This is a genomic window from Pedobacter petrophilus (assembly GCF_009674725.1).
Lineage (GTDB): Bacteria > Bacteroidota > Bacteroidia > Sphingobacteriales > Sphingobacteriaceae > Pedobacter > Pedobacter petrophilus.
On record NZ_WKKH01000009.1, the window covers coordinates 84,119 to 96,549 of the forward strand.

Annotated in this window: 10 protein-coding genes; 4 read left to right on the forward strand and 6 right to left on the reverse strand. The window is 38.0% G+C overall.

Translation table 11 applies throughout. The annotated features are described in order from the left end of the window. Nucleotides 1-93 precede the first annotated feature (93 nt). On the forward strand, nt 94-3,267 hold the full coding sequence (locus tag GJU39_RS08045; RefSeq protein WP_154280274.1) for a peptidase MA family metallohydrolase: 3,174 nt from the start codon (nt 94-96) through the stop codon (nt 3,265-3,267). Between the two features lie 76 nt (nt 3,268-3,343). Continuing rightward, nucleotides 3,344-4,201, forward strand: a complete 858-nt coding sequence (gene bla, locus GJU39_RS08050) for a subclass B3 metallo-beta-lactamase (RefSeq protein ID WP_154280275.1) — start codon at nt 3,344-3,346, stop codon at nt 4,199-4,201. 88 nt (nt 4,202-4,289) lie between these two features. On the opposite strand, the gene GJU39_RS08055 is transcribed toward bla, so the two are convergent. Then, nucleotides 4,290-4,640, reverse strand: a complete 351-nt coding sequence (locus GJU39_RS08055) for a GIY-YIG nuclease family protein (RefSeq protein WP_154280276.1) — start codon at nt 4,638-4,640, stop codon at nt 4,290-4,292. Nucleotides 4,641-4,771: 131 nt separating this feature from the next. On the opposite strand from GJU39_RS08055, the gene GJU39_RS08060 reads away from it, so the two are divergent. Both GJU39_RS08060 and GJU39_RS08065 read left to right on the forward strand, forming a co-directional pair. Beyond that, nucleotides 4,772-5,548 carry an XRE family transcriptional regulator gene (locus tag GJU39_RS08060; protein WP_154280277.1) on the forward strand — a complete coding sequence of 259 codons (777 nt, stop codon included), beginning with the start codon at nt 4,772-4,774 and terminating at the stop codon, nt 5,546-5,548. A gap of 78 nt (nt 5,549-5,626) precedes the next feature. After that, the gene (locus GJU39_RS08065; protein ID WP_154280278.1) at nt 5,627-6,079 is read left to right on the forward strand and encodes a hypothetical protein; all 453 of its coding nucleotides are present in this window, start codon (nt 5,627-5,629) and stop codon (nt 6,077-6,079) included. Between the two features lie 86 nt (nt 6,080-6,165). Here GJU39_RS08065 and GJU39_RS08070 read toward each other — a convergent pair whose 3' ends face one another. From GJU39_RS08070 to GJU39_RS08090, 5 genes are all read right to left on the reverse strand, one after another. Further along, nucleotides 6,166-6,858, reverse strand: coding sequence for a GDSL-type esterase/lipase family protein (locus GJU39_RS08070; RefSeq protein ID WP_154280279.1), 693 nt, complete (start codon nt 6,856-6,858; stop codon nt 6,166-6,168). A gap of 32 nt (nt 6,859-6,890) precedes the next feature. Next, on the reverse strand, nt 6,891-7,796 hold the full coding sequence (locus GJU39_RS08075; RefSeq protein WP_154280280.1) for a glycerophosphodiester phosphodiesterase family protein: 906 nt from the start codon (nt 7,794-7,796) through the stop codon (nt 6,891-6,893). 66 nt (nt 7,797-7,862) lie between these two features. Next, nucleotides 7,863-9,272, reverse strand: a complete 1,410-nt coding sequence (locus GJU39_RS08080) for a calcineurin-like phosphoesterase C-terminal domain-containing protein (RefSeq protein WP_154280281.1) — start codon at nt 9,270-9,272, stop codon at nt 7,863-7,865. Nucleotides 9,273-9,335: 63 nt separating this feature from the next. Further along, the gene (locus GJU39_RS08085) at nt 9,336-10,844 is read right to left on the reverse strand and encodes a DUF5689 domain-containing protein (protein ID WP_154280282.1); all 1,509 of its coding nucleotides are present in this window, start codon (nt 10,842-10,844) and stop codon (nt 9,336-9,338) included. Between the two features lie 16 nt (nt 10,845-10,860). Then, the gene (locus GJU39_RS08090; protein WP_154280283.1) at nt 10,861-12,429 is read right to left on the reverse strand and encodes a SusD/RagB family nutrient-binding outer membrane lipoprotein; all 1,569 of its coding nucleotides are present in this window, start codon (nt 12,427-12,429) and stop codon (nt 10,861-10,863) included. Nucleotides 12,430-12,431: the final 2 nt, after the last annotated feature.

Below are 12,431 nucleotides of genomic sequence, written 5' to 3' on the forward strand. Positions count from 1 at the left end.
AAATTTTTAAAAATGCTTGAAACAATTATTAGTTTTACTTCAATTTCCGTTTAATCTTTTAGTTTTTACAACATATTACTTTAAACCAAACACATGAAAAAAGGCTCTACTTTAATTAGGAGGTACCTTCCGATATTGATTCTATTTATTATCTCATTTTCGGCTCAGGCGCAATATTTTGGACAAAATAAAGTAAGGTATAAAAAACTCGATTTCAAAGTGTTACAAACACCGCATTTTGAAATCTATTACTACATTAAAAATGAAGCACTATTAAAGAAGTTTTCTCAGGAAGCAGAAACCTGGTATAAAATGCACCAGGAAGTTTTTAGGGATACTTTTTTAAAGAAAAATCCAATTATTTTATATAATAATCATCCTGATTTTCAGCAAACCACAGCGCTTCAAGGCGAAATTGGCATTGGAACGGGCGGCGTAACCGAGGCCTTAAAAAACCGGGTAATTATGCCGGTAATGGAACTAAACAGCCAAACCAGACACGTACTTGGCCATGAGTTGGTTCACGCCTTTCAATACCATACGCTGTTAGAAAAAGATTCCATCAGTATGGAAAATGTTGGCCAAACGCCGTTATGGATGGTTGAAGGGATGGCTGAATACCTTTCAATTGGTAAAAAGGATGCTTTTACATCCATGTGGATGCGAGACGCCATGTTGAACCGGGATATTCCTTCACTAAAAGACTTAACCAATTCGAATAAATACTTTCCCTATCGTTACGGTCAGGCATTCTGGACTTATATCGGCTCCCAATACGGAGACACCACCATTGTTCCGTTGTTTAAAAACACGGCAAAATATGGATATGAAAATGCCATTAGATATACTTTTGGGTACGATGATAAGACGCTATCCGGTTTATGGAAAAATGCTATAGATGCGCATTATAAGCCGATGTTAAAGGCAGATAGTTCTCAAATTAAGATTACGGGTACCAAAATTATTGATAATAAAAATGCAGGAAACATGAACGTCGCTCCTGCTTTAAGTCCGGATGGAAAATACCTTGCCTTTATGTCTGAAAAAGATCTTTTTGGTATTGATCTCTTTCTTGCTGATGCTAAGACAGGCAGAATTATCCGGAAGTTAAGTAGCCAGATCAGCAATGGACACATAGACGACTTTAACTTTATCGAATCTGCCGGAGCATGGTCGCCGGATAGCAAGCAGTTTGCCTTCAGTATTTTTAGCCACGGGCGAAACCAGATGATGATTATTAATGTATCAAATGGAACAACTGTATCTCAAACCGCAATGGATCAGGTACAGCAGTTTGGCAACCTAACCTGGTCGCCAAATGGAAAAGATATTGCATTCTCGGGAATGGTAGAAGGACAAAGTGATATTTTTTCTTATAACCTGGATTCGAAAAAGGTTACTCAAATTACCAATGATGTTTATTCAGATTATGCACCGAACTATGCTCCTGACGGGAAAAAGATCGTTTTCTCTTCAGATCGTGCTGCTATGCAGGCTAAAAATATCAATGTTGTAAACCCGATTAACCTGGCTATTTACGATATTGAAAAGAATGTGGTGAGCAATTTGAATGTGTTTCCCGGAGCGAACAATTTAAACGCCCAGTTTTCAGGAAATAGTCAGAATATTTATTTCCTGTCAAACAGAGATGGATTTAGAAATCTTTATAAATACAACTTCGCAGACAATACGGTAGACCAGTTAACTGATTATTTTACCGGCATTAGCGGCATTACGGAATTTTCGCCCGCAATTTCTGTGTCCACCACAGATGATATTGTTTACAGTTATTATCGCTACCAGCGTTATACCTTATATAATGCGAAACTCAGCAGCTTCAAGCCAACCAGAATAGGAAACAGGGATGAAAACTTTGATGCAGCGATCCTCCCTCCTATGGAAAATATCGGTGTTAACATTGTCAATTCTAACCTGAATAATTTTGACAGGTTTGAGAAAGTAGTTTCCGATTCTTTAAAAACAGTAGCCTACAAGCCAAAGTTCAGACTAGATTATTTAGCAAACAGTGGTGTCGGGGTATCTTCGAGCCGTTTCGGCACAGGAGTTTCCGGTGGTATCGTGGGGATGTTTAGCGATATCTTAGGTACCAATCAAATCATTGCCAATATCTCTGTAAACGGAGAAATTTATGATGCCGGAGGTTTAGTTGGGTACATCAATCAAAAAAGCAGGATTAACTGGGGTGCTGCGGTTTCTCACATTCCTTATGTATCAGGTTTTAATTCGACAAGCTTTGAAAAACTTCCAGCTGATAACAATACAACTGTTGACGCTTTATCCCAAAACACCGATATCATTAGAACTTTCGAAGACCAGGTTCAGTTATTTGGTGCCTATCCGCTTAGCAAAATTCATCGTTTTGAGTTAGGAGGTGCGTTTTCACACTATAGTTATAGAATAGACCGATATAGCAATTACTATAATTCTACAGGCAACTTTATCGGTTCTGACCGGAAACGTATTTCCAACGAAGTAGCTACACAGGATTATGGTGTTCCGTTTAATTCATTTACGCTTTACCAATTAAATGCCGGGTTTGTTGGAGATAATTCTATTTTCGGGTTAACTGGTCCGTTAGATGGTTTCAGGTATCGCGTAAGTGCAGAGAAATATTTTGGCACTTATAACTTTTCTGGCGTAACTGCAGATTTAAGAAAGTATTGGAGATTGAAGCCTGTTACCATTGCAGCAAGAACCTATAATACTTTAAGAATTGGTGATGATGCTGATCGTCTTTACCCTATGTATGTTGGTTACCCCTATTTAGTCAGAGGTTACGAATCAAATTCCATTTATAAAACAACTTCGGCGCAATCTTCAGAGTCTTTTGATATTAACCAATTAACAGGCAGTAAAATCTCAGTTTTCAATCTTGAATTAAGACTACCGTTCACCGGCCCTAAAAAATTAGCGGCCATTCCATCCAAATTTCTATTTAGTGATCTGAATTTGTTTTTTGATGCTGGTTTAGCATGGACTAATGATACCGAAGTGAAGTTTAAAAGTGAACCGACCTACACCACAGAAATCTTAAGAGATAACAGTGGCAATCCGGTTTTAGATAGTCAGGGTAAACAGCTTACCGTCCAATCTACCACTGAACGCGTGCCGGTAATGAGTGTAGGGATCTCGTTGCGGGTAAATATCTTTGGTTATTTTGTATTAGAACCGTATTATGCTATCCCTTTCCAGCGGAAAGATGTTAAGGGCGGAGTGTTTGGTTTAACCTTTGCACCGGGCTGGTAAGCATATCGATTAAATGAAAATGAGTTGTGGGGTTATTTATTCCAAATGAAGAAACAACTTTAATTAAGAATTAAATATGAAAAAAATAGTGCTATTGACATTGTTGTCTTTTAGATTATTAGCATTTGCGCAAATAGTTAAAGAGCCAACTGACAACCCTAAAGAATGGTCGCAGCCTACAGAGCCTTTCAGAATTGCAGGTAATCTCTATTATGTTGGCACCTATGATCTTGCTTCTTATTTGATCGTAACCAATAAAGGAAATATATTAATTAATACGGGCCTTGCTAATTCACTTCCAATTATCAAGGAGAATATAAAAACTCTAGGATTTGATTATAAATCCATAAAAGTATTGCTTTTAACGCAGGCACATTTCGATCATATGGGCGCAATGGCAGACATTAAAAGGGAAACCGGTGCAAAACTTTACGTAGATGCAAAAGACGCGGTGGCGCTGAAAACCGGTGGAAAATCAGATTATGAACTTGGAAAGTATGGCGTAACCTTCAAGCCAGTACAACCAGATGTACTTTTAAAAAATAATGATCAGGTTAAATTAGGGAATACAACCTTAACCATGCTTCATCATCCGGGTCATACCGAAGGATCTTGTAGTTTCATATTCAATACGAAAGATGAAACTACAGCTTATAAAGTTTTAATTGCCAATATGCCTTCTATCATTGTAGATAGAAGTTTTTCTGAGATAGTGGCTTACCCGAATATCCAAAAAGACTATTCCGAAACTTTTAAAGCAATGAAAAAGCTCGATTTCGACCTTTGGGTAACATCCCATGCCAGCCAATTTGATCTCCATAATAAGCGGAAACCCGGAGATGCTTATCATCCGCAAATTTTTATGGATAAAAATGAATTTTTTAAAGATCTTCAGGATTTGGAAAATACCTTTCTAAAGAAAATAAAAAATTAAATTCACTAGCTAATTGAAGCAATTAAAACACCATTAATTGCTTTTTTTATTGACATCATGCAATTATTTATTGCAAGGATAAAACGGGTTAAGACAAGCTCGTAAAAGCCAGATTGATCTGGTTGGTTATATTTTTATGCAACAGGATATTTTCGAAATCTAACCCGATAGTAAGATCAATCCAATCTGGATTACAAGAACGTACTAAACGTTCTTTTTGCATTCTGGTAAACCTGCTGATGATTTTAAAACGGGCCAATGCCTGAACTTCACTTTTGAATTCTTCGAAGTATACTAAACGTGTTAATTGTTGCCCGTTATCAAAAAACAAATTAGGCATTTGCTTATAGAAATCTAATGTTTTAATTAAATCTGAACTCATGCCTACATGCATGCTGGTGCGATTTCTGTCGGTAACGATATAAACAAACTTTTTCATAATCTTTAAATTTTAATTAAACTAAACTATTTAGTATGCCTTCTTGCAAATCAAAATAATATTACTAACTTTATGAGCATAAAATTACTAACTATTTTAGTAATTCCAAATTTATTTTAAACTTTATTTTTATGTCGAATATTTCAAATAATTTAAAGTATCTCAGAAAGAAAAAAGGCCATACACAGCAAAATTTCGCTGATATTATGGAAATTAAGAGATCACTTATCGGTGCTTACGAAGAAGACAGAGCAGAGCCAAAATACGATTTACTAAAAAGAATAGCAGAATATTTTGACTTAACCATCGATGAATTCATCAATGAGAAGATAAGCGACAGCTGGAAACCTAAGCCTAAAAGCTCGGGTTCTAACTTAAGAGTATTGAGTATTTCGGTTGATCAGAACGATCGCGAGAATATTGAGTTGGTACCCGTTAAGGCAAGTGCCGGTTATTTAAATGGTTTCTCAGATCCACAATACATCAGTGATCTTCCGAAATTTCAATTGCCATTGGCTGCCCTTCGTCAGGGAACTTTCAGGGCTTTCGAAATTATGGGTGATAGTATGTTGCCGGTCCAACCTGGAAGTGTGATCATCGGAGAGTATTTAGATAACTGGAATGAAGTGAAAACCGGGGAAACCTATATTGTGATCAGCAAAAATGAAGGTGTTGTTTACAAACGCGCCGGAAATCGCTTCAAAGAAAATAAAGACTTAAAATTAGTATCAGATAATAAAGTATACGATCCATATACCATCGCTGCGGATGATATCTTAGAAATCTGGCGTGCGAAAGCTTATATATCTACCTCTTTACCTGAGCCCGCACCAGACCCAACCATGGAAACCTTAACCCAGATGATGGCTCAAATTCAAAAATCAATCTCGCAGCTTAACAAAAATTAACACTTTTTAACGAATACCTAATTAAACTCTTGAGCACTTTTCATATCTATTATTTCACAACACATAAATAACAAGAACATGAAAAAAGCAATTTTAACAATCGCGATAGCAGTAATGGGTTTTACTGCTGCGTTTGCACAAGACAGTACCAAAAGACCGAGAAGACAAATGCCTAAATTAACTGCAGAACAACGTGCAGAAAAAGCAACTTCGAGGTTAGAGAAAGAACTAAATTTAACTGCAGATCAAAAAAAGAAAATTTATGCAGTTGAATTAGAAAACGCTAAAAAGATGGAAACCTGGAGAAAAGCGGAAGAAGGTGCGAGGAAGGGAAAAATGGATGAGCGTAAAGCAGCAATCGACAAACAAAAAGCAAAAATCGACGGCATATTAACGGCAGAGCAAAAAACAAAAATGGAAGCTTTCCGTGCTGAAGCCAAAGAAAAAGGTGACAGAATGCATAAAGGATTGCGTCATGGCGATAGAAAAGGTAAAGGGCCGGAAGCACCAAACCAGCCAACAAAAGGTTAGATTTAACAACAATATTCGATAATAAAAAATGCCCCAAATCGGGGCATTTTTTATGAGATCTTTAAATTAAAAGCAGAAAACTATTATCAATTTAAGAAACCACTTTTCTTTAAAAAAGCTGACCAGACTTCATATCCGGCAGGAATAAGGTGTAAACCATCTTTCGTGAGTTCTGCACGTAAATGCTTATCCTGATCTGTGAAAACCGGATAAAGATCAACCACCGTGACATTCTTAGCGCTGAACTTTCTGATCTCCTCATTTAAATAAAGGATATGTTCATCTTTGCCATAATGGTTTTTGAATTTTTCAAAACTACTGTTTACCGGTAAAAGTGTATTGAAGTAAATTTGCGTTTTCTTTGACCCTTTTCTAATGCTCGCAACCATCATTTTGTAATTCCTTAAAATAATGCTGTCTGGAATATTTCTTGATATGTCATTGATCCCTATGAGAATGAAAACTTTTGACGGTTTCCCGTCAATCACATCCTGTAACCTATCCAAAACCCCGAAAGTAATATCACCGGAGATACCGCGATTTTTTGCTTGAGGCAGATCCAAGAGCTTTGCCCAGTCGGTTCCCGCAGTGATGCTGTTTCCGAGAAACACAATATCTTTTTTCGATTTTGGATCATCTTTAAACTTCTTTACCAACTCCACGTATTTGCCTGGCCGATAGGTGCTATCCCACGCTACTGTTTGTGCGCCTGCAGTAGCAGTAATGAAAATTAATAAGCTAAATGCAATGAGGCATTTGTAGTAAGAAGTTATATTCATGAGCTGATTTAATTATATTTCTTCAAACATAATTATTTTGCCTGAACTAAGACATCAGGGTAATCGGAAATTATGCCGTCGACATTTAAATCTTTTAGTTTTTGAATGTCTTCCAGTTTATTAGCAGTCCAGGGAATAACTTTTACACCATCTGCATGCGCCTTAGTTACCAGTTCTTCATTCACCATTTGCCAAACCGGGCTTAAAATAAATGGTTTATAGCCCAAATCAGCGATATTCTCTTCATATGTTTTCTTATTGGCCACCAAAAATGAGGTTTTAATTTCAGGATAGTTTTTATTAATAATTTGAAGGGTGCGTTTATCGAATGACTGAATCACTACGAAAGGTGCAATCTTCTTTTTTTCGATTACTTCCATTAATAGCTTAACAAAAACTTCCGGTTCAGGGTTAGTAATGCCATCGCCCTGCGGACTACATTTCGTTTCAATGTTATAGAAAACCTGCCGGCGTTTATTTTTCTTAATATTATGCTGAACAGAATCAATCAGGCTTGTTAATAACGGAATGTAACTTTTTACTTTCTGTTGCGTTGGAAATGCATCAAAATACTTCGTTCCAAGATCAAATTGTTTCAATTCTGCATAGTTCATTCCAAATACCGGATATCGCTTTGCATCAGCTTCAGGAATGTCTTTTCCATCAGGCGTAAGCATAAATGCCGGACTTAAATAATCATCATGAGTAACCACAACCTGACCATCTTTTGTGATATGGGTATCCATTTCCAGCGTAGTGATGCCTTGTATATTTAAGGTGTTGATCATGGCCATGATCGTATTTTCAGGTACGAGACCTCTCCCGCCCCGGTGTGCTTCCGCACTAAATGCCGGAAATTTGGTCTTCTTCTGTCCGTAAGAGTTAAGTGCCACTAAAGAAGCGGTAGTTATTAATATTGCTGATAAGCTGATTTTCATTTTTTTGAACTGATAAAATGCTAAAAATATTTCTTTGTAATGGTGATATTAATTGATAATATGAACTTAAGCATCGACTTCTAGTGTAAATTGCTCACCAAAACGATCCGTTGCTACTACCATCACCTTTTTTACTGCAGGTTCGAAATGCGCCATAAATAAATGTTCGGTTGATCTTGCTTCAACAAAAGGTCTCGGATTTGGAAGCTTATCGCCTTTGTATAGTTTCACCGCCAATGGATCGAAGCCATCTTGCTGTGCCAGAGCGCCCATTGCTTTGCCATCTAAGAAATATTCAACCTTCCATTCCGGATCATGATTCCAAACATTGGCGATAACCCTTTTCTGGTTCGTTAGTGTTTCTACGTAAACCGCCAATTGGTCTTTCCGGTCTCTGCCGGTAGATTTATAATACCACTTCAGGTTTGTTCCGTCTACTTCATAAACGCCATAACCACGTGGCGTTCCGTCTTCGCAAATCGGACCGGTCCACCACCCGCCGCAAACCGTTCCATGATTGTGTTCGAAAACACCATTTTTGATCACGTTTTTATTAAAGTGTGTATGACCCGACATGATGTGAACATTTTTGAAATCTTTGATCACAGCATAAAAGTCGTCATTGTTTTTTACTGAATTATGTACCGGAATATGAAGACAAATAATCAAAAGCGCATCCTTTTTCACGAACTGCAAGTCTTTTGCAAGCCAATCCAGTTGGGTTGGTGTGATATAGCCATCATAATTTCTTTCCGTTCCCAAATAGCGTACGTCATCCAATACAACATAGTGCGCCTTCCCTCGGTTAAAAGAATAATAAGTGGGGCCGTAGTGTGCCTGAAAGGTTCTGTCTGAAGTATCGTCGCCACCTTGTCTGTAATCCTGATCGTGGTTTCCCAGAGCCTGAAAGAAAGGAATGCCAATCTGTGCAATTGCTTCATCATAAGCTGGAAATAAATCAAAATTATCCCATACCAGGTCACCAACGCCAATTCCATGTACCAATGTTTTACCCATCCCAGCCACCGTTTTTTTAGTATCGGGCACTGAGGTTTCCATCATCTGTTGCACATCACTTTTATTTTTCACCTGTGGATCTGCCCAAATGATGAAGTTATGCTTATTGTCGTTCTGCTTTAAGGGCTGAAGATCGAAGTTTAATTTTCCGGCAGCATCTGGTTTGTAATAATGTCTTGAAATGCTGCTTTCGGTTTTAAACTCATAACCCGAAGGCGTACTGATCCAAACGAACCGCGCAAGTTCGTGCAGCTTTATTTCATAGCGACCGGCTTTGTCGGTTTGTACCACCTGATAACCATCGGAAATTACTGCACCAGCCACGGCTTTGCCTTTACTGGTAACCGATCCGCTTACTATCCCATCAATAGAAAACATAGATGACGGGAAGGATTTTAAGCTAACAAATAGCGTAGTGGTTAATAAGCTTGTTTTTTGAATGAAAGATCTTCTATTCATAGAAAGAATTTGTAGTCATTGAAATAAGCCGCCATCAAATGGTGGCTTATTGTATTACATTTATTAATTCGAAAGGGTTGTAAAACCAACGGTTTCTTCTATAGTTGATAAAGGCGAAGTTGCCGTTAATGTAATAAACTTAGCTGTTCTGCCAGTGCTCCAGATCCCTGTAGCACTATTATAAACACCACCAAGCATGGTAAACATACCTGCGGTTGATGGAAAAGCAAATTTATTTGTATTTGTACCTGCACCATAAAATAGAACTGTTTTCCTATTTTGAATGGTGCTGTATTTATCGTTATTGGTAATTCTGTAACCCGCTTCTGGTGGGCCGGCAGTATATACAGCTCCGTTTCCACCGTACATCACTACATCTAAAGGAGTTGAGGTTCCTGTTACGGTAAGTCCTTCAAAAACGGCAATACCTGCTAAATTTCCAGAATTTGCCAGTAAATTGGCAGTTGCGGTACCAAAATCGACACTATTTACAGTAGCATATTGTGTACTACTGATCCAAACCGATGAACTGATATTCGTGGTACCAGCGCCCCAGATATTTTTATTACCACCTACATAACAGAACTGACCTTTTTTAACCGTACCGGAATTGATATTAATTTTATAGGTTCTTACGCCGCCCGTCGCCCAACCTATGGCAGGTGCAGCTAAAATACCAGCATTATTGCAAGTAACAACCGAGTAAGGCGTAGCTGCAAAATTAATATCTCTGGTTGCCTTAAACTGAATGTATTCATAGTTTCCATCTCCATTACTTGGATCGGTTAGATAACCCGTAATCACTAAAGCTGATGGTTTGATTTCCGGAAGTGCAAAAACATCATTAGAAGATCTTGGCCAAAGCTGAACACCACTTGTTGTGGTGAGTACAACTCCAGTAAAATCAGCAAATGGTGTCGGATTTTGATTGGCAAAATTGGCTGCTGTTTCGGTATGTACAACTGCGGTTCCAAATCCATCATTTATCAACTTATTACCTGCATAAGTATCTTCGGCAACAGGTTCTGGTGTAACCTTACCTTTACTAATGGTGACTAAGGTACTTTCATAAAATGCTGATCTGGCTGCCAGTTCACTGGTATTAACAGCCCTTAATTTGATTGATCTGCCTAAAGCTTTTTTCTCAATACCGGATGCTGCAACACCAGCAAGCTGCAAAATTCCATTGATGCGTTTAAGTGTAGATCCGCCAATCCGGATATGAACAGAATCGCCGGGAATGTATTTGGCAGCCTCCGTTCCAACATTTACTGCAATTCCCCTGATGGAATCAATACCATTGCCGGTAATACGGCTGTTTTGAATCACAAGTAATCCCCCGGGAATATTGCCATTGGCCTGATCTGATATTACCACACCTTTAATAAAATCAGCGCCCCCTAAATTTTCTGTATTTAGCAACAGGTCTGTATTTTTGAAAAGTTTACGTAAATCAAAATTTGAAATGTATGGACTTACCGTAACATCAACATAATCGGTTTCGCGTTTGCAGCCCATCCAAATGCTGCAAATCACCATTAGTGTGCTTAAATAAAATATTATCTTTTTCATATTATTTGTGATATGATTAAGGTTTTTGCCACCAAACAAGTGTATTAATTTCATCTGCACCTTGTGATGCAACTGCATTTTTATAGTTTGTTGGGTTGGTTGATTGTGTAACTAATGGATAATTTAATCTTGATGGCATTTTACCGCCATTTGCCAGTCCGGTGCCTTTAGGTAAAAACGGATGACCAGTTCTGCGATACTCCAGCCATTGCTGAAAATCTACTAAAAAAGATGAATAGTATTTTTGAAGTTGAATTAATTGCATTTTGCTGGGCGTATTTGTTGCGGTATTATCTAACGGCAAAGCATTGTTCCATTCAATATCTGCTTCATTTATATATTGTATTAATAATGGATCAGAAACTGAAGTAAAAAGCGTAGGCAACCAATAGTTAAGTGCATCGGCTATGCCTTTGGTATAGTAGGCTTCACCGGTTCCCGAAATCCATCCCTTAGCGGCAGCTTCGGCAAGGATAAAATCTACCTCTGCACAGTTCATGATAATTCCGGTATAGCGGTCAGTTTGAAGTGTAATACTAGCATTTTGTGCATCAGAATAAAAATACGATTGTTTGGTAATGGATGTACCTGAATCATAACCGCTTGGTACACCAATTAAACCTGCAGGCCCTGCAGCAATGCCAAATCTGTTATAACCATTTATACCATAGGCTGATGTGATGCGTGGGTCTTTCCAGAAGCCTAAGTTACCGATGAAAAATTCGGTAATGGCAGGTGTTCTGAAATCAACCGCTCTCACATTAATCATAAATGGTGAAGAGTAAACTGCTGTACTGCTATTGGTACCATTCCAAAGAATTTTGGCCGTATGGGTGTTGTTTTCCATAATCGGATAATTCGATTTATTGGTATCTGCTATTTCTTTGATTTTAGCAATTACCTGTGTACGCACATCTGCTTTTCCAGAAATACGAAGCAATAACCTCAAATACAATGAATTACCAAACCTGCGCCATTTGCTCACATCTCCCTGATAAACAGGATCTGCACTTGCAGAAATAGCAGTTCCTTCTGCCAACAGCTTGTTTGCTTCTTCCAGTTTATTTAAAAGATCAAGATAAATATCTTTTTGCTTATCAAAAACGGGTTCTATTACACCTTCTTTACCCTTGTTGGCTTCAAGATAAGGAACATCCCCATAAACATCTGTCAATAGTTGGAAAACCCAGGCCTGAGTAATTAATGAGATACCTTTGTAAGATGAATTTAAAGATTCCGGCCGATCTGCGATGGTGTAAATATCTCTTAAATTCGTTAATTCCAGGTACCAGTTGTTCCAGGTATAATCTGCCAGGTTCCGGCGAACATCATATCGAAATACTTTACCTTCCGAATCGCCAATATCTACCGTAACCTGCATCAACTCATTGTTAAAATTACGGTTCCGTACCATATTTGTAGACAGCACATTCACCAATGCCGGTGCAAGCAACTGGCCTGCGGTGGTGGTGGAGCGTCCGATTGGATCTGTATTCACCTCGTTAAAATCTTTCTTACAAGAGAAAGCCGATAAACAGAGTACAGTTAATAATATATAGCTGGTTATTTTATTTTTTGTCTTCATTA